A 24758-nucleotide genomic window follows, 5' to 3' on the forward strand; every position below is an offset into this window, starting at 1 on the left:
CCGAATGAGGAGAGGGACGCCAGCTTTACTTCGCGGCTGGCGTGGACTGCGGTTGTTGCTGCGCCTGATTAGGCTCAATCTGGAAGACTACATCGACCTGATCGTCAAACTGGATGGTCGGCTGTTCGTAGGTCTCCTGCGCCGCAGACTCCGCTGGCGCATCGGCCTTCATCATGCGCACCATCGGGCTCGGCTGATAGTTAGAGACATGGTAACGAACGCTGTAGACCGGGCCGAGTTTGGCATTAAAGCCGGCAGCCAGCTGCTGCGCCTGACGGGTTGCGTCATCAATTGCCGCTTTACGGGCTTTATCCTTGAAGGACTCCGATTGCGCAACGCCAAGCGAGACGGAGCGGATTTCGTTCAGACCCGCTTTCAGCGCGCCATCAAGCAGTGAGTTAAGCTTATCCAGCTCGCGCAACGTCACTTCCACGGTGCGCACAGCGCGATAGCCTTTCAGAATGCTTTTGCCGTTCTGGTAGTCATAATCGGGCTGGGTACGTAAGTTCGCTGAGTTGATATCTTTACGGGCGATGCCGTTTTGCTCAAGGAAGCTCAGGTATTGCGCAACGCGATCGTCCGCCTGCTTCTTGGCTGAGGCCGCATCTTTCGCAGCGACGTTCACTTCAATCGCCAGGGTGGCGATATCGGGGGTCGCATCCACGCTTGCCGTACCCGTTGTGACAATGTGCGGGCCATCCGGCAATTCACTGGCCTGTACCGCCATTGCGCTGAAACCCACCATCGCCGCCAGGGCTATCACTTTACGTTTCACAGGTACTCCTCCATGTTACTCAATTACGTCCCGTTGGACGGACGCCTGGCAGCAAGCTTAGCCACTTACGCCTGATTGTCCATCGGACTTACCTTAACTGAATAATCCTTGCAAATGGTTAACACCTTCCACCGCCAGTTTCAGCGCGATAAACCACATCACCAGGCCGACCAGACTATTGATAACCCGCTGCGCTGTGGCGGTGCGCAAACGCGGCGCGAGCCAGGCGGCCAGTAGCGCCAGGCTGAAGAACCAGAGAAAAGAGGCGCTGAAGGTGCCGAGGGCGAACCAGCGCTTCGGCATCTCCGCGAACTGCCCGCCAAGGCTGCCGAGCACCACAAAGGTATCGAGATAGACATGGGGATTGAGCCACGTAACGGCCAGCATGGTGGCGATGATCTGCCCACGCCCCTGGCGAAGCGCTCCTGCATTTTCCAGATCGATATCACCGGCAAAGGCGGTTTTCAGCGCGCCAAAGCCGTACCACAGCAGAAAAAGCACTCCGCCCCATGTCACCAGCGCCAGCAGCCACGGCGACTGCATCAGTAACGCACTGCCGCCAAATACCCCGGCGCAAATCAGCGCAACGTCGCTCAGAGTGCAGAGCAGCGCTGTCATGAGGTGATACTGCCGACGAATGCCCTGGTTCATGACGAATGCGTTTTGCGGCCCCAGCGGCAAAATCAAAGCAGCACCCAGCATAAGCCCTTGTAAATAATAAGATAACACGTCAAATATCCATTCGATTTATTGCAGGAAGCTGACTATAACGCGCGGGGATCATTAGGTGAAATTGATAATTTTAATCCGTCATTAACCAGGCTAATGACGACAGCGATAAAAAAGGCCGACAATGTCGGCCTTGTGCTTACTCGTCAGGTTGCTCTTTAACCCGTTTTAAATTCACATCCATTTGCGGGAACGGGAAGCTAATCCCTTCCTCATCGAAACGGCGCTTGATGGTCTCCAGTACATCCCAGTAGACGTTTTGCAGATCGCTACTTTTACTCCAGATACGCACCACAAAGTTGATCGACGACGCGCCCAGCTCGTTGAGGCGTACCGTCATCTCGCGATCTTTGATGATGCGGTCATCGGCCTGGATAATCTCGTTCAGAATACGTTTGACCTGGTCGATATCCGAATCATAGGCCACACCGATAATCAGCTCGTTACGGCGCACCGGCTCGCGGGAGAAGTTAATGATGTTGCCCGCGATGATTTTACCGTTCGGGATGACGATAATGCGGCCATCCGGCGTGCGCAGGGTGGTCGAGAAAATCTGCACCTGCAATACCGTGCCGGCAACGCCGCCCAGATCAACATACTCGCCAGAGCGGAACGGACGGAAGGTCACCAGCAGCACGCCCGCCGCGAGGTTGGAGAGCGACCCTTGCAGCGCCAGACCAATGGCCAGGCCGGCGGCACCGAGCACCGCGATCACCGACGCCGTTTGTACGCCGACGCGCCCCAGCGCAGCAATCAGGGTAAATGCGATAATACCGTAGCGAACCAGTGCGGAGAGGAAGTCCGCAACGGTGGCGTCAATGTGTCTTGCACGCATCACCCGGTTAAGGGCGTTCGAAATAACGCGCGCCACAATCATACCGACGATGATGATGGCGATCGCCGCCACGATATTTACGGCATAGCTCAACAGCAGCGCCTGGTTATTTACCAGCCAGGACCCCGCGTTGTTGATGCTATCGACAACGTGAAGATCTTCCATATTGTGCTTCCTTCTATTGTTCCAAAACGGAAAAAACGCCCCTTGCCAAAAGGACAGCCCCCTAAAGGGTAAACAAAAAGAGGCGCTTTCGCCAAATAGTTAACATTCGCGGGCGAATAGCAGCTTATTGAATTCGCAATAAAAAAGGCCCGCTAAGTGCGGGCCTTTTCGGAAAAGAGCTGCGTAAATTACAGAACGTCTACTGCGTTCAGCTCTTTAAATGCCTGCTCCAGACGCGTCACCATGCTGGTCTGCGCTGCACGCAGCCATACGCGCGGGTCGTAGTATTTCTTGTTCGGCTGGTCTTCGCCTTTCGGGTTGCCCAGCTGGCTCTGCAGGTAGCCTTCGTTATCTTTGTAGTACTTCAGAATACCTTCCCAGGTTGCCCATTGGGTGTCGGTATCGATGTTCATTTTGATAACGCCGTAGCTTACGGAGTCTTTGATTTCCTGAGCAGAAGAGCCGGAACCGCCGTGGAACACGAAGTTCAGGCTGTTGTGCGGCAGGTTATGTTTCTTAGAAACATACTCCTGAGAGTCACGCAGGATAGTCGGGGTCAGTTTAACGTTACCCGGCTTGTAAACGCCGTGAACGTTACCGAAGGAAGCCGCAATGGTGAAACGCGGGCTGATGGCGTTCAGCTTGGTGTAAGCGTAGTCCACGTCTTCCGGCTGGGTGTAGAGAGCAGATGCGTCCATATGGCTGTTGTCGACGCCATCTTCTTCACCGCCGGTGCAGCCCAGTTCGATCTCGAGGGTCATGCCCATTTTGGACATGCGCTCGAGGTACTTAGAGCAGATCTCGATGTTCTCTTCCAGAGACTCTTCAGACAGGTCGATCATGTGAGAAGAGAACAGCGGTTTGCCGGTAGCAGCGAAGTGTTTTTCACCCGCGTCCAGCAGGCCGTCGATCCACGGCAGCAGTTTTTTCGCGCAATGGTCAGTGTGCAGAATAACCGGCACACCGTAGTGTTCTGCCATCTGGTGAACGTGATGCGCGCCAGAGATCGCACCCAGAATAGCCGCGCCCTGAGGAACGTCAGTTTTCACGCCTTTGCCCGCGATGAACGCAGCGCCGCCGTTGGAGAACTGTACGATTACTGGTGCGCGAACTTTCGCAGCGGCTTCCAGAACGGCGTTGATGGAGTCAGTGCCCACGCAGTTAACTGCTGGCAGAGCGAAGTTGTTTTCTTTAGCTACCTGGAACACTTTCTGAACGTCATCACCGGTGATCACGCCAGGTTTTACGAAATCAAAAATTTTAGACATGTTACGTAGTCCTGTATCTTTGGCCTGGAAAAATGCGTGCCTTATAGCGCGCTGAAATTAAGGCGGGTTACCCCGCCCTGCTGATCTTACTGCTTAGCGCGCTCTTCGAGCATGGCTACTGCCGGCAGAACTTTGCCTTCCACGAATTCGAGGAATGCGCCGCCGCCAGTGGAGATGTAGGAGATCTTGTCAGCGATACCGAACAGATCGATAGCAGCCAGCGTGTCGCCGCCGCCTGCGATGGAGAACGCGTCGCTGTCAGCGATGGCGTTCGCCACGATTTCAGTACCCTTACGGAAGTTCGGGAACTCAAAGACGCCAACCGGACCATTCCACAGAATAGTTTTGGCGTTTTTCAGGATTTCAGCCAGTTTCTGTGCGGAAACGTCGCCCAAATCCAGAATTTGCTCATCATCTTTGATGTCATTAACGGATTTCAGCGTCGCGTTAGCGGTTTCGGAGAACTCGGTCGCCACACGCACATCGGTCGGAACCGGAATATCGCAGGTGCTCAGCAGACGTTTGGCTTCATCAACCAGATCCGCTTCGTACAGGGATTTACCAACGTTATGACCCTGGGCCGCAACGAAGGTGTTAGCGATACCGCCGCCAACGATCAACTGGTCAGCGATTTTGGACAGGGAATCCAGCACGGTCAGTTTGGTAGAAACTTTGGAGCCGCCAACGATAGCCACCATCGGGCGAGCCGGCTCTTTCAGTGCTTTACCCAGTGCGTCCAGCTCTTCTGCCAGCAGCGGGCCTGCGCACGCGACATCAGCAAATTTACCGACACCGTGAGTAGAAGCCTGCGCGCGGTGCGCAGTACCAAAGGCGTCCATGACAAAGACGTCGCACAGCGCGGCATATTTCTTCGCCAGCGTTTCGTCGTCTTTCTTCTCGCCTTTGTTGAAGCGTACGTTTTCCAGCACGACCAGCTCACCGGCAGCGATTTCTACGCCATCCAGGTAATCTTTTGCCAGGCGAACCGGGTTGGAGAGTTTGTCTTTCAGATAGTTAACTACCGGAAGCAGAGAGAATTCTTCGTTGTATTCACCTTCGGTCGGGCGACCCAGGTGAGACGTTACCATCACTTTCGCGCCCTGTTTCAGCGCCAGTTCGATGGTCGGCAGAGAAGCACGGATACGCGCATCGCTGGTCACTTTCCCTTCTTTAACCGGTACGTTCAAATCCGCACGGATTAGAACGCGTTTACCAGCCAGATCCAGATCGGTCATCTTAATTACAGACATGGTGAATCCTCTCGATGATTCTTAAGTTTTGTAGACACTCGCGTGCCTTACCTGAAACTCACTGCAGCTATTGCTAACGTTGTGTCGAGCATACGGTTAGCAAAGCCCCATTCGTTGTCGCACCACACAAGGGTTTTAATCAGGTGCGAACCACTGACCCGGGTTTGCGTGCCATCGACAATGGCACTATGCGGATCGTGGTTAAAATCAATTGAGACCAACGGTAATTCCGTATAGTCAACTATACCATGAAATGTTCCCTGCGCTGCTTTTTGCAGCAACTGGTTGACTTCACTCGCTTTTACCGGCTTTTGCACCGTTACGCTTAAATCAATGGCGGTGACGTTAATGGTCGGTACGCGCACCGCAATCGCTTCGAATTTGTCATTAAACTGCGGGAAAATGCGCGAGATGCCCGCCGCCAGTTTGGTATCGACCGGGATGATTGACTGGCTGGCTGCGCGTGTACGGCGCAGATCGGCATGATAGGCGTCAATCACCTGCTGATCGTGCATCGCCGAGTGGATTGTCGTTACCGTTCCCCACTCAATGCCGTAAGCCTCGTCGAGCAGTTTGATCACCGGAATAATACAGTTCGTGGTGCAGGAGGCGTTGGAGACAAGGTGATCTTCGGGACGCAGCGTCATATGGTTCACGCCAAAGACGATGGTTGCGTCGAGATCGCTGCTGCCAGGATGAGAGAAGAGCACTTTTTTCGCGCCTGCCGCCAGATGGGCTTCGCCATCTTCACGGCTGCCATAAACGCCGGTGCAATCAAGCACGATATCAACGCCCAGCTCGCGCCACGGCAGCGCAGAAATCTCGCTTTCGTGCAGGAGGCGAATGGCATCGTCGCCAATAAATAGCTGCTCCCGCTCCTGGCGCACATCCCAGGCAAAACGCCCATGGCTGGTGTCGTACTTCAGCAGATGCGCGATCCCCGCGGCATCCGCCAGTTCATTGATTGCCACCACGGTGATCTCGGCGCGACGCCCTGATTCGTAGAGTGCCCGAACCACGTTGCGCCCGATGCGACCGAAACCGTTAATCGCTATGCGTAGGCTCATAACTCTCCTGCAAGGCCAGCCCGCCTGAAGTGGATGACAGAGTAATCCAGTCGCCACCAGAGGGGAATCCTCGCCTGCCTGAACTGCGTCTGTTTGGTTATTTGTCGAACATTTAGCCGACTGAAACGCTTCAGCTAGAATAAGCGAAAGCTGGAATAAAAGGAATGATTGTCCAGACGGATTCGCCAGTAATCTGACTTGCATCACATTTTTGCTGGAATAATTGACGGGAAAAGAGAGGTCTAACTGAGGGCCAGAAAAACGAACGAAGGGGGAAGAAAAGCGTCCTTGCTGGTTTATCAGACGGGAGAGTGTGTTGTGAAGCATTAAACAAGCCGGGCTGATGAGGGCTACTCTGAACCCATTTCACTCCCCCACTTCTGCGATAAAACGCCGTGCACTAAACGCGGCTTAAAACCAGCTGCGCTCCGGCACCTGCGGTTCGGTACGATCCGCGCGCGGCATCTCAACCGGCTGCGAAGAGAGCTCTTTCGCCCACAGATCGGCCACCCATTTGACGCCCTTCGCGGTGAAGCGCGCCTGCGACCAGCTGTGGCTGTTTTCGCCCACGCCGCCATGCACGGTGAAGTAACCCGCATCGATATGGTACTGCGGCGGCATCAACGCACCGTTTACCCGCTGCATGATATTGCGCTCCAGCAAAAAGCGGCGGAACTGCGGCTCTTTCACGCGCAGCATTTTGCACAGCTGGCGGAAACCGAGCGACTCTTCAACCCGCACATACTGGTCGAAAAACTCCGCTTTAGGCGCAGTAATGGCAAGCTGCGCTTCCGCACGCTGGCGCTTTTCATACTGCTCCGCCCAGGCGCGTGCCGCTGCGGCAGGATTGGTAAAATCCGGCAGGCCGACGGTTTTTTCGCGCTCCTGCCAGCGATCGAGCATTTCGGCGGTAAAAGCCGGAGAAAGGCGTGAAACCGTCAACAGTGAGTCGCGCTTGTTGAGCAAAAACTCCTGCCGCATTTCGCCCTCGCGCTCGTAAGCATTGGCGCTTACCGGCTGGGAAAGACGTTGCGCAGTTTCCAGGCTTTTAACCATCCGTTTGACTTCGGCATGGGTTACGCCCGTCAGCTTCGCGATTTCGCGGCTGCTGATGGTCGACGCGGCAGCCTGCGAATTGAGATGTTCACCAGAGATCTGCATGTTCACTCCTTACTCAAACTCACATCAGTTAAGGTGAGGAAATAGTATACAACTTACTGGATAGATATCCAGTATATTTTTTACGCATAGATCAAGGGTGCTTTAAGAGCGTTGAGTAAAAAGAGGAGAGCGTGGTGAAGGCATAACGTAGACGTGCCGGAGGGCGATGACGCCTGCTCCGGCACGGAATAGTGCAGACCCGGTAAGCGAAACGCTACCGGGTAATGGGGATTACAGCAGCTCTTTGGCTTTGGCGACCACGTTATCTACGGTGAAGCCAAACTCTTCGAACAGCAGCTCTGCCGGCGCAGACTCACCGAAGGTGGTCATGCCAACAACCGCGCCGTTCAGGCCGGTGTATTTGCACCAGAAGTCGGCGATACCGGCTTCCACCGCCACGCGCGCGCTGACCGCTTTCGGCAGCACCGCTTCACGGTAAGCAGCATCCTGCTTGTCGAAGGTGTCGGTAGACGGCATGGAGACCACGCGCGCTTTCACGCCTTCAGCCGTCAGACGTTCCCATGCAGCAACGGCCAGCTCCACTTCAGAACCGGTGGCGATGAAGATCAGCTGCGGCTGACCGTCACAATCTTTCAGCACGTAACCGCCGCGAGCGATATCCGCCAGCTGCTGCTCGGTACGCTCCTGCTGCGCCAGGTTCTGGCGAGAGAGGATCAGCGCCGTCGGGCCGTCGTGACGCTCAACGCCATATTTCCACGCAACCGCAGATTCCACCTGGTCACACGGACGCCAGGTGCTGACGTTCGGGGTCAGGCGCAGAGAAGCAACCTGCTCAACCGGCTGGTGCGTCGGGCCATCTTCACCCAGACCGATGGAGTCGTGGGTGTAAACCAGCACCTGACGCTGCTTCATCAACGCCGCCATACGTACCGCGTTACGCGCATACTCGACGAACATCAGGAAGGTGGAGGTGTACGGCACAAAACCGCCGTGCAGAGAGATGCCGTTGGCAATCGCGGTCATACCGAACTCGCGCACGCCGTAGTGAATGTAGTTGCCTGCGGCATCTTCATTGATCGCTTTCGAGCCGGACCACAGAGTCAGGTTGGAAGGCGCGAGGTCAGCGGAACCGCCAAGGAACTCCGGCAGCAGCGGGCCAAACGCTTCGATAGCGTTTTGGGAAGCTTTACGGCTGGCGATTTTCGCCGGGTTGGCCTGCAGTTTGGCAATGAACTCGTTGGCTTTCGCCGCGAAATCTTCCGGCATCTCGCCTTTCATACGACGCGTGAATTCGGCAGCCAGCTCCGGGAACGCTTTCGCGTAAGCGGCGAACTTCTCGTTCCATGCAGACTCTTTCGCCTGACCCATTTCTTTCGCATCCCACTGCGCATAAATCTCAGACGGGATCTCAAACGGAGCGTGCTTCCAGCCCAGCTGTTCGCGGGTCAGCGCTACTTCCGCATCACCCAGCGGCGCGCCGTGGGAGTCGTGGGTACCGGCTTTGTTCGGCGAGCCGAAACCGATGATGGTTTTGCACATCAGCAGCGACGGTTTGTCGGTGACGCTGCGTGCTTCTTCAACGGCGCGTTTGATGGCGTCGGCATCGTGGCCGTCCACACCGCGCACCACGTGCCAGCCGTAGGCTTCAAAGCGTTTTGCGGTATCGTCGGTGAACCAGCCTTCAACGTGGCCGTCGATAGAGATGCCGTTGTCGTCGTAGAACGCAACGAGTTTGCCCAGCTTCAGCGTACCGGCCAGCGAGCAGGCTTCGTGAGAGATGCCTTCCATCATGCAGCCGTCGCCCATAAAGGCGTAGGTGAAGTGGTCAACAATATCATGACCCGGACGGTTGAACTGTGCGGCCAGCGTCTTCTCGGCAATCGCCATACCGACTGCGTTTGCAATCCCCTGACCCAGCGGGCCGGTGGTGGTTTCAACGCCTGCGGTGTAACCCACTTCCGGGTGACCCGGCGTTTTGGAGTGCAGCTGGCGGAAGTTCTGCAGTTCGGTAATCGGCAGATCGTAGCCGGTGAGATGCAGCAGGCTGTAGATCAGCATCGAGCCGTGACCATTGGACAGCACAAAGCGGTCGCGGTCAGCCCATGCAGGATTCGTCGGGTTATGGTTCAGGAAATCACGCCATAACACTTCGGCGATGTCTGCCATGCCCATCGGGGCTCCCGGGTGACCGGATTTGGCTTTCTGTACCGCGTCCATGCTCAGCGCACGAATAGCATTGGCAAGCTCTTTACGTGAGGACATTTTGACTCCAGATCGGACTGTTAAGGGCTAATCCCGTAACGACTTGACGACAGCGCGTTTTGGGCTACGCCGGAAAAAAGTGCCAACAATGTAACCCAAGCGGGTAATCATGTACATGGAGCATCCTTTTGCGCTTCAGAAATCTCTGGAAGCCGCTCGCAAGTTGCGCAATCTCCTCGCCCGTCCAACACTCTCTTCTTTATACTGGCGTTCACCGCCCTCTCGTGTAGAAGATCGGCGGAGCAAAAAACGACTCAATCATTGCGGAAGATAATAAATGAAAATTCGCCCAGCCCTCCTTGCCCTGGGAATGACGACCCTGCTTGCCGGTTGTCAGAACATGGATTCAAACGGTTTTCTCAGCTCCGGCGCGGAGGCCTTTCAGGCTTACACCCTGAGCGATGCGCAGGTTATTGCCCTGAGTGACGACGCCTGTAAGCAGATGGACAGCAAAGCTACCATCGCACCGGCAAGCAGCGAATACAGCCAACGCGTGAACAAAATTGCTGCCGCCCTTGGCGACAACATCAACGGCCAGCCGGTGAACTACAAGGTGTATGTCACTAAAGACGTTAACGCCTTTGCAATGGCGAATGGCTGCATCCGCGTCTACAGCGGCCTGATGGATATGATGACCGACAATGAAGTGGAAGCGGTAGTTGGCCACGAAATGGGCCACGTTGCGCTTGGTCACGTGAAGAAAGGGATGCAGGTGGCGCTCGGTACCAACGCGGTGCGCGCAGCGGCAGCCTCGGCGGGCGGCGTGGTTGGTAGCTTGTCCCAGTCGCAGCTTGGCGCGCTCGGGGAAAAACTGGTCAACTCACAATTCTCCCAGCGTCAGGAGTCGGAAGCGGATGACTACTCTTACGACCTGCTGCGTAAGCGCGGCATTAACCCGGTCGGTTTAGCCACCAGCTTCGAAAAACTGGCGAAGATGGACCAGGGCCGTCAAAGCTCAATGTTTGACGATCACCCGGCTTCAGAAGCCCGTGCCCAGCACATTCGCGATCGTATGGCCGCAGACGGCATCAAGTAATCAATAAAGGAGGCGCTTGCCTCCTTTTTATTACGTCCCGGCAGCGCCGATAAAAAAATCCCCTCCGGGCCTGGGCCGGGAGGGGATTGATTTCATTGCGGCTCACGCCGTGAGATGAGGTTACTCATCTTCCAGATAGGTATAGCCGTAGAGACCCGCTTCGAACTCTTCGAGGAACTGCTGCTGCAGCGCATCGTCCAGCCCGGTCTCTTTAACCTGATCGCGGAACTGGGTTAACAGCTTGCCCGGATCGAGCTGCACGTACTCCAGCATATCGGCCACGGTATCGCCTTCATCAGAAAGCTCCACTTCCACGCTGCCATCCGGGAAGACAAACACGTCAACCGCTTCGGTATCACCGAACAGGTTGTGCATGTTGCCGAGGATCTCCTGATAGGCACCGACCATAAAGAAGCCCAGCATCGGCGGGTTCTCCGGATCGTACTCCGGCATTGGCATCGTTGTGGCAATGCCGTCACCATCGACATAGTGATCGATAGCACCATCGGAGTCACAGGTAATATCCAGCAGCACCGCACGGCGCTCCGGCGCATGGTTCAACCCTTCCAGCGGCAGCACCGGGAAGAGCTGATCGATACCCCACGCATCCGGCATCGACTGGAACAGGGAGAAGTTGACGTACATCTTGTCCGCCATACGCTCCTGCAGTTCGTCGATAATCGGACGGTGCGCACGGTTGCTCGGATCGAGCTGCTTCTGCACTTCATGGCACATGTTCAGGTAGAGCTGCTCTGCCCACGCGCGCTCTTGCAGGCTAAAGGTGCCGGAAGAGTAACCAACGTGAATGTCGTGCAGATCCATCTGGCTATCATGCAGCCACTCGCGCAGCGAACGCCGCGTCCCCGGCTCGTGCATCTCCTGCCAGGTTTCCCACATGCTTTGCAGCGCGCGCGGCGCATCTTCCGCCGGCGCAATGGCCGGGGTATATTCGTTGCGCTCAACGCCAATGATATTGGAGACCAGCACCGTATGGTGCGCAGTCACCGCGCGGCCCGATTCGGTGATCACCGTCGGGTGCGGCAAACCGTGCTCTTCACAGGCATCGCCAATCGCCCAGATAATGTTGTTCGCGTACTCGTTCAGGCCGTAGTTAACGGAGCAGTCGGATTGTGAACGGGTGCCTTCATAATCGACACCCAGGCCGCCGCCAACGTCGAAGCACTGAATATTCACGCCCAGCTTGTGCAACTCAACGTAGAAACGGGCAGACTCGCGCACGCCGGTGGCGATATCGCGAATATTGGCCATCTGTGAACCGAGGTGGAAGTGCAGCAGTTGAATGCTGTCCAGACGACCGCGCTCACGCAGCATCTCAACCAGTTGCAGCACCTGCGTCGCCGCCAGGCCAAACTTCGACTTCTCACCGCCGGAGGATTGCCATTTGCCGGAGCCTTGCGATGCCAGACGCGCACGCACGCCAAGGCGCGGGATCACGTTCAGACGTTCAGCTTCTTCCAGCACGATGGCGATTTCGCTCATCTTCTCGATAACCAAATAGACCTTGTGGCCCATCTTCTCGCCAATCAGCGCCAGGCGGATGTATTCACGGTCTTTATAGCCGTTACAGACGATCACTGAACGGGTCATGCCCGCATGGGCGAGTACCGCCATCAACTCCGCTTTTGAACCCGCTTCCAGCCCCAGCGGTTCGCCGGAGTGGATCAGGGATTCAATGACGCGACGGTGCTGGTTAACCTTGATTGGGTAAACCAGGAAGTAGTCGCCGTTATAACCATAGGATTCACGCGCGCGTTTGAAGGCGGCGTTAATCGAGCGCAGACGGTGTTGCAGGATCTGCGGGAAGCAGAAGAGCGCCGGTAAACGCTGGCCCTGCGCTTCTCGCGCTTTTACCAGCTGTGCCAGATCGACACGCGCCTCGGGGACATCCGGATCGGGGCACACGCTGATGTGGCCCAGCTCGTTGACGTCATAGTAGTTATTGCCCCACCAGGCAATATTGTAAGTCCGTAGCATCTTGCTGGCTTCCTGGGAGCTCATCGCTACCTCCTGCATGGAACGTAGTGCACCGTGTTCGCCTGCTGACGAAGGCGAAACTGAAGAGATGTCGTCAGACATTGCGAACCTCACTTAATTAAAGTGTATACCCTGTAAACGTCACGCTGCTCATTGGCGAGGCGAAGCGACACGGGGATGAAATAGTTGACTACTATCGCAGTGACACATAGCGATAACAACCCATAAACAGCCATGATTTTCGGCATAACATGCCAAAGCACCGACTGCGCGACCGGTTTCTGGTTCATATGATAGTAAAACATCTGTCCGGACCCGAGTATGACAGGCCGGCGAAACCACGAGAAAACTCCTGATGCTCAGGAGAGCCCTTGTTCAGTTATCACAATGCCTTACCGGCCCTGGAGTCCTGAGAAGCGCCGAAATGGGGATAACATCGGCTGGTTTGCAGATCAGAGATGCGAATGATGGGAAATGCGTGCACGTCAGAACGACGCGGCAGAATATTCGGAAAACGACGGTTCATTATTTCGTATCACCTCCACGCAAGCCATGACGACCCGCGACAAGCCAAAGCCATTAAATACACTGCTTAACCCGGCTGGAAGTGGCGACACAGCAGCGATGCCGTGCGCTTTTTTGATGAGCCGCGCGCGGCGTTTTATACCGATAACCAGGTGAAAAAGCAAAATAAAAAAGGCCTTCTTGCCCCATTGCCAGGAAAATTTTCCGTGACAGAGTGTGTCAGGAGACGACGCAGATCAAAAAACGCTGGCAATGGGATGAATAAGTAACCTAAAATAGCCGTCCAGATGTTAATCCGTCCAGACCGATTAACACACAGACTTCTTGTGTCATCTTTGCGTAGCCACCGCGAAGAGAGCCGAACACAGAATTCGATCCAACCGAATTACACCAGGTGAAAATTTATTATGGCAAAACACCTTTTTACGTCCGAGTCCGTCTCTGAAGGGCATCCTGACAAAATTGCTGACCAAATTTCTGACGCTGTGCTGGATGCAATCCTCGAGCAGGACCCTAAAGCGCGCGTCGCTTGTGAAACGTACGTGAAAACCGGCATGGTGCTGGTCGGTGGCGAAATCACCACCAGCGCATGGGTGGATATCGAAGAGATTACTCGTAACACCGTGCGCGAGATCGGCTATGTTCACTCCGACATGGGCTTTGACGCCAACTCTTGCGCCGTACTGAGCGCAATCGGTAAGCAGTCCCCGGATATCAACCAGGGCGTTGACCGTGCCGATCCGCTGGAGCAGGGCGCGGGCGACCAGGGCCTGATGTTTGGCTATGCGACCAACGAAACTGACGTGCTGATGCCAGCGCCAATCACCTACGCTCACCGTCTGGTTGAACGCCAGGCTGAAGTGCGCAAAAACGGCACCCTGCCGTGGCTGCGTCCGGATGCGAAAAGCCAGGTCACCTTCCAGTACGACGACGGCAAAATCGTTGGCATTGATGCTGTAGTGCTCTCCACCCAGCATTCAGAAGATATCGATCAGAAATCACTGCAGGAAGCGGTGATGGAAGAGATCATCAAGCCGATCCTGCCGACCGAGTGGCTGAACGCCTCTACTAAATTCTTTATCAACCCGACCGGCCGCTTTGTGATCGGCGGCCCGATGGGCGACTGTGGTCTGACCGGCCGTAAAATCATCGTTGATACCTACGGCGGCATGGCCCGTCACGGCGGCGGCGCATTCTCCGGTAAAGATCCGTCGAAAGTTGACCGTTCCGCAGCGTACGCGGCGCGTTATGTAGCAAAAAACATCGTTGCTGCTGGCCTTGCCGACCGCTGTGAAATCCAGGTCTCCTACGCCATTGGCGTGGCAGAGCCGACCTCAATCATGGTTGAAACCTTCGGCACTGAGAAGGTCTCCACCGAGCAGTTAACGCTGCTGGTTCGTGAGTTCTTCGACCTGCGTCCATACGGCCTGATTCAGATGCTGGATCTGCTGCACCCGATCTACAAAGAGACCGCTGCATACGGTCACTTCGGTCGCGAATCTTTCCCGTGGGAAAAAACCGACAAAGCCGCGCTGCTGCGCGACGCTGCCGGCCTGAAATAATCCGCTGACCGCACCGCTATCAAGGCCAGCCTCGCGCTGGCCTTTTTCATTTTTATGCGCGTTATGACCATCCAATGCCATTTGTGCAGCTATACTCATTCTGCCCGTAACTATTTCATTTGAAAGCGATTACATCAGACACGACCCGAACCTTTCTCCTTCCCTCACCGACTGAAACCGTCACGCGTCATAATTGTTACATTACGCTTCGGTTTAGTCTGAAATAACGCCCTGCAATTAACCATTCATTGTCAAGAATCCTATAATCCTCAACACTTTTATTTACATTCGTGGCCTGCCCGAAATGTAACCGATTACACTCATGTGATGCATATCACGACTTTTCGCTTATGAGTGACCTAACGTTTATCTCGATAAAATTCATAACATGAATGGAGGGCATAATGCCTGACAATAAGAAACAGAAGCATTCCAACAAGGCCATGACCTTTTTTGTCTGCTTCCTCGCAGCACTGGCAGGATTACTTTTTGGCCTGGATATTGGCGTGATTGCGGGCGCACTGCCCTTCATCACGGAAGATTTTCAAATCAGCTCGCACACTCAGGAGTGGGTGGTGAGCTCAATGATGTTTGGTGCTGCCGTCGGCGCAGTCGGCAGCGGCTGGCTCTCCTGGCGTCTCGGGCGTAAAAAGAGCCTGATGATCGGCGCGGTGCTGTTTGTTATCGGCTCTCTCTGCTCTGCCGCCGCACCGAACGTCGAGTTCCTGATCGTCTCTCGCGTGCTGCTCGGCTTGGCAGTCGGTATCGCCTCTTATACCGCCCCGCTCTACCTCTCTGAGATCGCCCCGGAAAAAATCCGCGGCAGTATGATTTCGATGTATCAGTTGATGATCACCATCGGGATTCTCGGCGCGTACCTTTCCGACACCGCGTTCAGCTACAGCGGGGCATGGCGCTGGATGCTGGGCGTGATCATCATTCCGGCGGTGCTGCTGCTGATTGGCGTCTTCTTCCTGCCGGACAGCCCGCGTTGGTTCGCGGCGAAACGCCGCTTCAACGATGCTGAACGGGTGCTGCTGCGCCTGCGTGATACCAGCGCCGAAGCGAAGAACGAGCTGGATGAGATCCGCGAAAGCCTGAAAGTGAAGCAGACCGGCTGGGCGCTGTTTAAAGAGAACAGCAACTTCCGCCGCGCGGTCTTCCTCGGCGTGCTGCTGCAGATCATGCAACAGTTCACCGGGATGAACGTCATCATGTATTACGCGCCGAAAATCTTTGAACTGGCGGGTTACACCAACACCACCGAACAGATGTGGGGAACGGTGATCGTCGGTCTGACCAACGTGCTGGCGACCTTTATCGCTATCGGCCTGGTGGATCGCTGGGGCCGTAAACCGACGCTGGTGCTGGGCTTTATGGTGATGGCCGCCGGTATGGGTATTCTCGGCACGATGCTGCATATGGGCATCCACTCGCCGTCAGCGCAGTACTTCGCTGTCGCCATGCTGCTGATGTTTATCATCGGCTTCGCAATGAGCGCCGGCCCGCTGATTTGGGTTCTCTGCTCCGAAATCCAGCCGCTGAAAGGCCGCGATTTTGGTATCACCCTCTCCACCGCCACTAACTGGATCGCCAACATGATTGTCGGCGCGACCTTCCTGACGATGCTGAACACGCTGGGCAACGCCAACACCTTCTGGGTGTACGGCGGTCTGAACGTGCTGTTCATCCTCCTCACCCTGTGGCTGGTGCCGGAAACCAAACACGTTTCGCTGGAGCACATTGAGCGCAACCTGATGCGTGGCCGTCCGCTGCGTGAAATTGGTTCCCGTGACTGATTAACACCCTTCAGGCTTCCTCTGCGGAGGAAGCCTTTTTTGCTTATTGCACTCCCGTCCCGCCCATCCTATTCTCTGCAGTTATGAAAACACCCCGCCTCCCTATCGCCCTCCAGCAAGCTGTTATGCGTAGCCTGCGGGATAAACTCGCCCTCGCTAACCAGAAGCTTGAGCGTGACTACCCCGAGCCGAAGCTGGTCTACCAACAGCGCGGCACCGCCGCCGGTACGGCGTGGCTTGCCGACTACGAGATTCGCCTCAACCCGGTGCTGCTGCTGGAAAATCAGCAAGCCTTTATTGACGAAGTGGTCCCCCATGAGCTGGCGCACCTGCTGGTGTGGAAAGAGTTCGGACGCGTTGCGCCACACGGCAAAGAGTGGAAGTGGATGATGGAGAGCGTGCTCGGCGTGCCCGCACGGCGAACGCATCAGTTTGAACTGGAGTCAGTGCGGCGCAACACCTTCCCCTACCGCTGTAAATGCCAGCAGCATCAGTTGACCCTGCGTCGCCATAATCGGGTGGTGCGCGGCGAGGCGATCTACCGCTGCGTGCGCTGCGGCGAGCCGTTAATGGCTGAAGCCGCTAACTGAATCCATTAAGAAGTTTTATGCGCTAACTGATTGCATCAGGAAGCCCCTTCCGCTACGTTGCGAGCTCGTTTTGACAGGGAGTTCGCTATGTTCCGTTTTATACCTTTTCTCTTCACGTTGCTGGCAGTGCCTGCCCTGGCCGCCAACGGTATCAACAACTTTTCCCAGGCCAAAGCGGCCGGTGTGAAAGTGAATGCTGACGCGCCGGGCGACTTTTACTGCGGCTGTAAAATCAACTGGCAGGGCAAAAAAGGGGTCGTCGATCTCGCCTCCTGCGGCTATAAAGTGCGAAAAAATGAGAACCGCGCCAGCCGCATCGAGTGGGAGCATGTGATGCCCGCCTGGCAGTTCGGCCACCTGCGTCAGTGCTGGCAGGATGGCGGGCGCAAACAGTGCGCCAAAGATCCGGTCTACCGCAAGATCGAGAGCGATATGCATAACTTGCAACCCGCCGTGGGCGAAGTGAATGGCGATCGCGGTAACTTCATGTACAGCCAGTGGAACGGCGGTGAAGGGCAGTATGGCCAGTGCGAAATGAAGGTTGATTTCAAAGCGAAACTGGCTGAACCACCGGCGCGCGCACGCGGTTCAATTGCCCGCACCTACTTCTATATGCGCGATCAATACCAGCTACCGCTCTCACGCCAGCAGACCCAGCTTTTCACCGCCTGGGATAAGCTCTATCCGGTTACTGCATGGGAGTGCACGCGCGATGAGCGTATCGCGGCCGTTCAGGGCAACCATAACCCGTATGTGCAGCGCGCTTGCATGGCGCGAAAGAGCTAACCTACACTAGCGCCATTGTTAACATCCGCCCTGCCGTGCGGGGCGGTAATCTGAACGGATCTAAAACATGCGCATTCCCCGCATCCATCACCCAGAATGTATTCAGCCGGGCAGTGAAATTGCCCTCAGCGAGGATGCCGCCAACCACGTTGGCCGCGTGCTGCGTATGGGCCCGGGCCAGGCGGTGCAGCTTTTCGATGGCTCTAACCAGGTTTTCGAGGCAGAAATCACCCACGCTGATAAAAAAAGCGTGCGCGTTAGCGTGCTGCGCGGCGGCGTGGACGATCGTGAATCGCCGCTGCATATTCACCTGGGCCAGGTGATGTCGCGCGGCGAAAAGATGGAGTTCACCATCCAGAAATCGATCGAACTGGGCGTAAGCCTCATTACGCCACTTTTTTCTGAGCGCTGCGGCGTTAAACTGGACGCCGAACGCCTGAACAAGAAGCTGCAGCAGTGGCAAAAGATCGCCATTGCCGCCTGTGAACAGTGCGGGCGCAACCGTGTTCCGGAGATTCGCCCGGCCATGGATCTCGAAGCCTGGTGCGCCGAAGAGGAGAGCGGTCTGAAGCTCAACCTCCATCCACGCGCCAGCCAGAGCATTAACACCTTGCCTCTGCCCGTCGAGCGCGTGCGTCTGCTGATTGGCCCGGAAGGCGGGTTATCCGCCGATGAGATCGCCATGACAGCGCGCTACCAGTTTACGGATATTTTGTTAGGTCCCCGCGTGCTACGCACCGAGACAACGGCGCTTACCGCCATCACCGCGCTTCAGGTTCGCTTCGGCGACCTGGGTTGAAAGGAGAAGCAGAATGATTAAGCTCGGCATCGTGATGGATCCCATCGCGGACATTAACATCAAGAAAGACTCCAGCTTTGCCATGCTGCTGGAAGCACAGCGCCGCGGCTACGAGCTGCACTATATGGAGATGGCCGATCTCTATCTGATTAACGGTGAAGCCCGCGCCCGCACGCGTACCCTCTCCGTCGAGCAGAACTACGACAAATGGTATGAATTTGGCAGCGAGCAGGATATCGCGCTGGCGGATCTCGACACCGTGCTGATGCGTAAAGATCCGCCGTTCGACACCGAGTATATCTACGCGACCTATATCCTTGAGCGCGCGGAAGAGAAAGGCACGCTGATCGTTAACAAACCGCAGAGCCTGCGCGACTGTAACGAAAAGCTCTTCACCGCCTGGTTCCCGGATCTGACGCCGGAAACGCTGGTCACCCGTGATAAAGCACGGCTGAAAGCCTTCTGGCAGAAGCACACCGACATTATTCTCAAGCCGCTGGACGGCATGGGCGGTACCTCGATTTTCCGCGTCAAAGAGGGCGATCCTAACCTCTCGGTTATTACCGAAACCCTGACTGAACTGGGTACACGCTACTGCATGGCGCAGAACTATCTGCCTGCTATTAAAGAGGGCGACAAACGTGTGCTGGTAGTCGATGGCGAACCGGTGCCGTACTGCCTGGCGCGCGTGCCGCAAGGCGGTGAAACCCGTGGCAACCTGGCGGCCGGTGGTCGCGGCGAACCGCGCCCGCTGACCGAGAGCGACTGGGCGATTGCGCGTAAAGTCGCGCCGGTGCTGAAAGCCAAAGGGCTTATCTTCGTCGGTCTCGATATCATCGGCGATCGCCTGACTGAAATTAACGTCACCAGCCCGACCTGCATCCGTGAAATCGAAGCCGAATTCCCGGTCTCCATCACCGGTATGCTGATGGACGCTATCGAAAAACGTCTGGCTAAATAAGTGCCACACAGGGTGCGAGCGAGAGCCCGCGCCCTTCCCGCTTTATCTCGTGACAGCACCCTGCTTTCCCCCCATACTACGTTGTCGCTTTTTTGAACCAGGAACAGAACCTCTGACAATGAATTTACAGCATCACTTTCTTATTGCCATGCCTGCTCTCCAGGATCCCCTCTTCCGGCGCTCCGTTGTTTATATCTGCGAGCACAGCGAGGAAGGGGCGATGGGGCTTATCATCAATAAGCCGCTGGAAAACCTGACGGTAGAGGGCGTGCTTGAAAAACTGAAAATCGAGGCCGTTGAACGCGACCCGGCGATCCGTCTTGATAAACCGGTGCTGCTCGGCGGCCCGCTGGCGGAAGATCGCGGCTTTATCCTGCACACCCCACCCGGCGGTTTTGCCTCCAGCATTCGCGTCTCGGACAACACCGTGGTCACCACCTCGCGTGACGTGCTGGAGACGCTCGGCACAGGCGAACAACCCGCTGAGGTGATGGTCGCGCTCGGCTACTCGTCGTGGGATAAGGGGCAACTCGAGGAGGAGATCCTTGATAACGCCTGGCTTACCGCGCCGGCGGATCTCAACATCCTGTTTAAAACGCCCATCGCCGATCGCTGGCGCGAAGCGGCAAAGCTTATCGGCATCGATATTTCGACCATGCCGGGCGTCGCGGGGCACGCCTGATGAGCGGCACACTGCTGGCGTTTGATTTCGGTACCAAAAGCATTGGCGTTGCCATCGGGCAGCGCATTACCGGGACGGCGCGCGCGCTGACGGCGCTGAAAGCGCAGGACGGCACGCCGGAGTGGAAGCGGATCGAAAACCTGCTCAAAGAGTGGCAGCCCGAGGCGGTGGTGGTTGGTTTGCCGCTTAATATGGATGGCACCGAGCAGCTGCTTACCGCCCGCGCCCGCAACTTCGCCAATAAAATCCACGGCCGTTTTGGCGCAAAAGTGATCCTGCATGATGAACGGTTAAGCACCGTTGAAGCGCGCTCCGGGCTGTTTGAACGCGGCGGATTTCGCGCCCTTGATAAAGGCAGCGTCGACTCAGCGTCGGCGGTGATTATTCTCGAAAGCTACTTCGAACTGCACCCGTAAGCCTGCCCGTTTTCCCCTCTCTTTTCTGTTAGCCGCGATCGCGTCGCGGCTTTCTGCCGATCCTTCTCACACTTTCCAGCCCTGCTTTTTGCATTCCCACTAATGTTTCTATAAAAGAAACATTAAAGGCTATCAGGATTTCTCAGTTAAGCGCTGAGCCAGTTCATGCAGAGCGTCTAAGCGCGTCTCAACCACCGCATCGTCAACCTGCCACAGACCGGCAAACGCGAGCGCGGCGGAGTGGGCGCCAAGGGGTTTCGCCATCGACACTTCGCCGTCGTCGTGATGCCACACCACGTGCCCTTGCGCGCGCTGCTGGGCGACATGCGGGCCAAGCTGCTGCCACTGCTCCGGCGTAAAGCGCTGTTGCAGCGACTCATCGCTCTCTGCTGCCAGCAGCGACATACCGATGACCGACTGCCAGGCAGGCAGCATATGGAAACCGGCCAGCGCCTGGCTCACCTGGCTACCGGGTTCAGAGTGGTAGATGTAGATCACCTGATCCTCCCACAGCACGCCCATCGCCACGACGATATCTTTCGGGGCGTAGCGTTCAAGCAGCGGCAGCGCGTGGGAGAAGAGCGCCGAGCCGCGAATGGCCTGCGCCGCCAGCGCATGAATGCCAGGGCCGGGAAGGTAGCGACGCTGCGCGTCCTGCATAGTCAGGCCGATAGAGGCCATGGTCATCAATAACCGGTTTACGCGGGTGGTGTTAATGCCCATCAGACGCGACAGCTCACGACAGCCAATGGCGCGATCGCTGGAGACGAGGTACTGCAGGCAGCGAATGCCATCAATCAGACTTTGGTTCGGTTGAGAAGACATTGCAGGGTTCGCTTTTCAGTTGGCTGGAAAAAACGATTCTACCGTCAGTCAAAAAGGAAACAAGATAATGAAAATCTTTCCTCACACCGATGCCAGAGCTTTTCCGACCCGGCAGCTGCACGCCGATCTGGTCGTCGCGGGCGGCGGGCTGGCAGGGCTTTGCGCCGCGCTGGCGGCAGCGCGCGACGGTTTAGAGGTCGTGCTAATCCAGGACAGGCCGGTGCTCGGCGGCAACGCCTCCAGCGAAGTGCGCCTGTGGGCAAACGGCGCGACATCGCACATGGGCAACAACAACCGCTGGGCGCGAGAAGGCGGCATTATGGGCGAGATCATGGAGGAGAACCTCTGGCGCAACAAAGAGGGCAACCCGGTGATGTTTGACCTGGTGCTGCTCGACCTTGCTAGAAGCCAGCCGGGGCTGACACTGCTGCTTAATACCGCCGTGTTTGAGGTGGAAAAAGAGGCGCAGACCATCACTCAGGTGAAGGCTTTTAACCCGATCAACGAGACGTTTTATACCGTCAGCGGCGCACAGTTTTGTGATGCCACTGGCGACGGCGTGCTCGGCTATCTGGCGGGTGCCGAATATCGTGAGGGCGCAGAAGAAGCGGAGGAACTCGGGGAGAAAATGGCGCCCGGCGACAACTTCGGCCACAAGCTCGGCCACTCCATCTACTTCTACACCAAGCAGACTGACGGGCCGGTTAACTTTGTTCCCCCCTCCTTCGCGCTGAAAGATATTACCGCCATCCCCCGCTATAAACGCCTCACCTCCACCCTTAACGGCTGCGATCTCTGGTGGCTTGAGTGGGGCGGACGTCTTGATACCGTGCATGAGAGCGAAGAGATCAAGTGGGAGCTGTGGAAGATCGTTTGGGGGGTGTGGGATCACATCAAAAACTCCGGCAACTTCCCGGAAGCGGACAAGATGACCATCGAGTGGGTCGGCGCGATCCCCGGCAAGCGGGAAAGCCGCCGCTTCGTTGGCGACCATCTGCTGAGCCAGCAGGATATCATTGAGCAGCGCGACCACTATGACGCCGTGGGTTACGGCGGCTGGTCGATCGATCTGCACCCGGCGGACGGCGTCTACAGCACCCATGACGGCTGCCGTCAGTTTCACAGCAAAGGCACCTACACCATCCCGTTTCGCAGCCTCTACAGCCGCTCGCTGGATAACCTGCTGCTGACCGGGCGGATTATCTCTGCTTCCCACGTCGCCTTCGGTAGCGCCCGCGTAATGTGTACTTGCGGCCTGCTCGGCGAAGTGGTGGGCCGCGCCGCCGCGCTGTGCCATGCGCGCGGTCTCACGCCGCAGGCCCTGGCCCAGCGCGAGCATATCGGTGCGCTGCAACAGCAGTTGCAGCTTAACGGCTGTTATATTCCGCGCCAGTGGCTAAACGACCCGGCGGCAGGCGGCAGCGTCAGCGCCAGCAGCGAGTACTGCCTGACGGCGCTTGCGCCCAACGGCAACTGGCATCCGCTGGCAGAGAGGATGGCCCTGCTGCTGCCTGTTCCGGCGGGCCATAACGTGCCCTCCATCACCCTGCGGCTGCGGGCAAAGCGGCCAACAGAGCTTGCGGTCTCGCTACTCGGCAGCGTCCGGGCCGGCAACTTCACCCCGGATTGCCACTTTGAAGAGCAGGTGCTGAGCGTGGCTGACGAAGGCGAGCAGACCGTCACCTTCCAGTGGCAGAGCGAACGCAACCAGTACGTTTTTCTCGCCTTCGCCGCCAATGAAGAGGTTGAGATTGCGCTTACCGATGCGCGCCTGCCGGGCATCATGACGGTGTTTAACAGCCTTAATGCGCGCGTTGCCAAACATACCCGCCAGGTTGCCGATGGCGATTACGGCGTCGATGAATTCGACTTCTGGCTACCTCGCCGCCACCCTTCGCAGATCCTGCCCGCCCTGCGCTGCGATCCGCCGATTGCCGCCTGGAGCGTGCAGAATGTGCTCAATGGCCGCCTGCGTCCCGAGCAGCAGATCAACGCCTGGTCCCCGGCGCTGGATGACACCGCGCCGGAGATCGTCTGGCGCTGGGAGAGCCCGCAGACGATTAGCCAGTTGACGCTGGTACAGGATAACGACTTCGATAACGCCATGGAGTCCGTACAGATGGGGCACCCGCTCGCCGTTACGCCGCACTGCATTACGCACTATCGCCTGTGGGCCGACGAGTGGCTGCTGGCAGAGGTGCATGATAATCACCACTCCGTCTGCCAGCACCGTTTCACCCGCCCCATTACGGCGAGCAGCATCAGGCTGGAGATCGTCGCTACTGCGGGCGCGCTGCCCGCGGTTTACGCGCTGCATCTTCACTAAAGACGCCCTTCGCGCACCCGCTGCTGGTGGCTCTGCGCGAAGGTCTGCATCCCCTGTTGCTGCCCGGTTTGCATCACGCCGGGCAGCTGGTGCGTTTTGCCTTCGCGGATAAGGTTCGCCACCGCCGGAGTATTAATCAGCAGCTCAAACAGCGCCATGCGCCCGCCCTGCTTATCCGCCTCCAGCCTCTGTGCCAGCACCGCCTGTAAACTGCCCGCCAGCTGGCTGCGCACCGGCTCCTTCTCCTGCGCCGGGAAGCTGTCCACCAGCCGCTCAACGGCCTGCGCCGCGCCGCGCGTGTGCAGGGTCGCCAGTACCAGATGCCCGGTTTCGGCGGCGGTCAGCGCCAGGCGGATCGTCTCGCTGTCGCGCAACTCGCCAAGCAGGATCACATCCGGATCCTGGCGCAGCGCCGCGCGCAGCCCGTCGGCAAACGAGGCGCAGTGTTGTCCAATCTCGCGCTGCTGAATCAGGCTGTTGCCGCTCTGGTGCACGAACTCAATAGGATCTTCCAGCGTCACAATATGCGCCCCGGCCTGTTGATTGAGGTGTTGCACCATCGCCGCAAGGGTTGTCGATTTACCGCTACCGGTCGCGCCGGTGACGAGGATCAGGCCGTTCTCCCGCGCCAGCAGTTCGGCCAGCGCTGCCGGAGCAGAGATATCGCTAAGCTGTGGGCAGCGCTGTGGCAGCAGGCGCAGCGCTAGCGAGATGCCGCCGTGGCGGGCAAACGCGGCTGCGCGCAGCCGCCTGCCGCTCGCGGTAGTCAGGGCGAAATCCACCTGCCTCGACTCGCGCCACTGCTGCTGTTGCAGGGAGGTAAGCTGCCCGCTGAGCAGGGCGCTGATGTCGGGCTGCTCAAAAGGCGCAGCGGTAAGCTTCCCGTGCTGTCGCCAGCGCGGTGGAGAACCACTGCACAGGTGTAGATCCGAGACATTATGCTTTACACTAAGCGCCACTATTTCTTCTATATCCATTACGCC

General features: G+C 57.1%; 23 protein-coding genes. 10 read left to right on the plus strand and 13 right to left on the minus strand.

What is annotated here, in order from left to right:
• Positions 1-25: 25 nt before the first annotated feature.
• The 8 genes from BWI95_RS06200 to tkt form a co-directional block, all read right to left on the minus strand.
• Positions 26-775 carry an oxidative stress defense protein gene (locus BWI95_RS06200; RefSeq protein ID WP_054803585.1) on the minus strand — a complete coding sequence of 250 codons (750 nt, stop codon included), beginning with the start codon at positions 773-775 and terminating at the stop codon, positions 26-28.
• Between the two features lie 93 nt (positions 776-868).
• Positions 869-1504, minus strand: coding sequence for an arginine exporter ArgO (gene argO / locus BWI95_RS06205; protein WP_054803586.1), 636 nt, complete (start codon positions 1502-1504; stop codon positions 869-871).
• Positions 1505-1643: 139 nt separating this feature from the next.
• Complete coding sequence (mscS, locus tag BWI95_RS06210) at positions 1644-2504, minus strand: small-conductance mechanosensitive channel MscS (protein ID WP_054803587.1); 861 nt, start codon at positions 2502-2504, stop codon at positions 1644-1646.
• 188 nt (positions 2505-2692) lie between these two features.
• Positions 2693-3772 (minus strand): class II fructose-bisphosphate aldolase, encoded by a 1080-nt coding sequence (gene fbaA / locus BWI95_RS06215; protein ID WP_023480871.1) that lies wholly within the window; start codon positions 3770-3772, stop codon positions 2693-2695.
• Positions 3773-3858: 86 nt separating this feature from the next.
• A complete protein-coding gene (gene pgk, locus BWI95_RS06220; protein ID WP_023481068.1) occupies positions 3859-5022 on the minus strand; it encodes a phosphoglycerate kinase in 1164 nt (387 codons plus the stop codon).
• A gap of 47 nt (positions 5023-5069) precedes the next feature.
• Entirely contained in the window at positions 5070-6089 is a 1020-nt protein-coding gene (epd, locus tag BWI95_RS06225; protein WP_076769180.1) for an erythrose-4-phosphate dehydrogenase, read from the minus strand.
• 411 nt (positions 6090-6500) lie between these two features.
• On the minus strand, positions 6501-7250 hold the full coding sequence (locus tag BWI95_RS06230; protein ID WP_076769181.1) for a phage antirepressor KilAC domain-containing protein: 750 nt from the start codon (positions 7248-7250) through the stop codon (positions 6501-6503).
• 231 nt (positions 7251-7481) lie between these two features.
• Positions 7482-9473, minus strand: a complete 1992-nt coding sequence (tkt, locus tag BWI95_RS06235; RefSeq protein WP_054803588.1) for a transketolase — start codon at positions 9471-9473, stop codon at positions 7482-7484.
• Between the two features lie 277 nt (positions 9474-9750).
• On the opposite strand from tkt, the gene loiP reads away from it, so the two are divergent.
• The gene (gene loiP, locus BWI95_RS06240) at positions 9751-10509 is read left to right on the plus strand and encodes a metalloprotease LoiP (RefSeq protein WP_042713594.1); all 759 of its coding nucleotides are present in this window, start codon (positions 9751-9753) and stop codon (positions 10507-10509) included.
• 120 nt (positions 10510-10629) lie between these two features.
• On the opposite strand, the gene speA is transcribed toward loiP, so the two are convergent.
• The 3 genes from speA to BWI95_RS24105 form a co-directional block, all read right to left on the minus strand.
• Positions 10630-12606: a biosynthetic arginine decarboxylase gene (speA, locus tag BWI95_RS06245; protein ID WP_076769182.1), complete on the minus strand. Its 1977-nt coding sequence runs from the start codon at positions 12604-12606 to the stop codon at positions 10630-10632.
• Positions 12607-12614: 8 nt separating this feature from the next.
• The gene (yqgB, locus tag BWI95_RS24000; RefSeq protein WP_054803590.1) at positions 12615-12809 is read right to left on the minus strand and encodes an acid stress response protein YqgB; all 195 of its coding nucleotides are present in this window, start codon (positions 12807-12809) and stop codon (positions 12615-12617) included.
• A gap of 77 nt (positions 12810-12886) precedes the next feature.
• Positions 12887-13030 carry a hypothetical protein gene (locus BWI95_RS24105; RefSeq protein ID WP_419979817.1) on the minus strand — a complete coding sequence of 48 codons (144 nt, stop codon included), beginning with the start codon at positions 13028-13030 and terminating at the stop codon, positions 12887-12889.
• A gap of 406 nt (positions 13031-13436) precedes the next feature.
• Between BWI95_RS24105 and metK the strand changes: the two genes are divergently transcribed.
• The 8 genes from metK to ruvX all read left to right on the plus strand — a co-directional run bounded on the left by metK (position 13437) and on the right by ruvX (position 20624).
• Positions 13437-14591, plus strand: coding sequence for a methionine adenosyltransferase (metK, locus tag BWI95_RS06265; RefSeq protein WP_076769184.1), 1155 nt, complete (start codon positions 13437-13439; stop codon positions 14589-14591).
• A gap of 404 nt (positions 14592-14995) precedes the next feature.
• Positions 14996-16390, plus strand: coding sequence for a sugar porter family MFS transporter (locus tag BWI95_RS06270; protein WP_076769185.1), 1395 nt, complete (start codon positions 14996-14998; stop codon positions 16388-16390).
• Between the two features lie 83 nt (positions 16391-16473).
• The gene (locus BWI95_RS06275) at positions 16474-16980 is read left to right on the plus strand and encodes a SprT family zinc-dependent metalloprotease (protein ID WP_076769186.1); all 507 of its coding nucleotides are present in this window, start codon (positions 16474-16476) and stop codon (positions 16978-16980) included.
• Between the two features lie 87 nt (positions 16981-17067).
• Positions 17068-17766 carry a deoxyribonuclease I gene (gene endA, locus BWI95_RS06280; protein WP_054803592.1) on the plus strand — a complete coding sequence of 233 codons (699 nt, stop codon included), beginning with the start codon at positions 17068-17070 and terminating at the stop codon, positions 17764-17766.
• A gap of 67 nt (positions 17767-17833) precedes the next feature.
• Positions 17834-18565, plus strand: a complete 732-nt coding sequence (gene rsmE, locus BWI95_RS06285; RefSeq protein WP_076769187.1) for a 16S rRNA (uracil(1498)-N(3))-methyltransferase — start codon at positions 17834-17836, stop codon at positions 18563-18565.
• A gap of 13 nt (positions 18566-18578) precedes the next feature.
• The gene (gene gshB, locus BWI95_RS06290; RefSeq protein ID WP_042713582.1) at positions 18579-19526 is read left to right on the plus strand and encodes a glutathione synthase; all 948 of its coding nucleotides are present in this window, start codon (positions 18579-18581) and stop codon (positions 19524-19526) included.
• A gap of 118 nt (positions 19527-19644) precedes the next feature.
• Positions 19645-20208: a YqgE/AlgH family protein gene (locus BWI95_RS06295; RefSeq protein ID WP_023480870.1), complete on the plus strand. Its 564-nt coding sequence runs from the start codon at positions 19645-19647 to the stop codon at positions 20206-20208.
• Positions 20208-20624, plus strand: coding sequence for a Holliday junction resolvase RuvX (ruvX, locus tag BWI95_RS06300; RefSeq protein ID WP_023480823.1), 417 nt, complete (start codon positions 20208-20210; stop codon positions 20622-20624). The genes BWI95_RS06295 and ruvX overlap by 1 nt, the downstream gene beginning before the upstream one ends.
• 132 nt (positions 20625-20756) lie before the next feature.
• Here the strand turns inward: ruvX and BWI95_RS06305 are convergent, their stop codons facing one another.
• Positions 20757-21449 (minus strand): IclR family transcriptional regulator domain-containing protein, encoded by a 693-nt coding sequence (locus BWI95_RS06305; RefSeq protein ID WP_054803593.1) that lies wholly within the window; start codon positions 21447-21449, stop codon positions 20757-20759.
• Positions 21450-21516: 67 nt separating this feature from the next.
• Between BWI95_RS06305 and BWI95_RS06310 the strand changes: the two genes are divergently transcribed.
• Entirely contained in the window at positions 21517-23775 is a 2259-nt protein-coding gene (locus tag BWI95_RS06310; RefSeq protein ID WP_076769189.1) for an FAD-dependent oxidoreductase, read from the plus strand.
• Here the strand turns inward: BWI95_RS06310 and BWI95_RS06315 are convergent.
• Positions 23772-24752 (minus strand): type IV pilus twitching motility protein PilT, encoded by a 981-nt coding sequence (locus tag BWI95_RS06315; RefSeq protein WP_054803432.1) that lies wholly within the window; start codon positions 24750-24752, stop codon positions 23772-23774. The genes BWI95_RS06310 and BWI95_RS06315 overlap by 4 nt on opposite strands.
• Positions 24753-24758: the final 6 nt, after the last annotated feature.

The organism is Kosakonia cowanii JCM 10956 = DSM 18146 (genome assembly GCF_001975225.1).
Taxonomy (GTDB): domain Bacteria; phylum Pseudomonadota; class Gammaproteobacteria; order Enterobacterales; family Enterobacteriaceae; genus Kosakonia; species Kosakonia cowanii.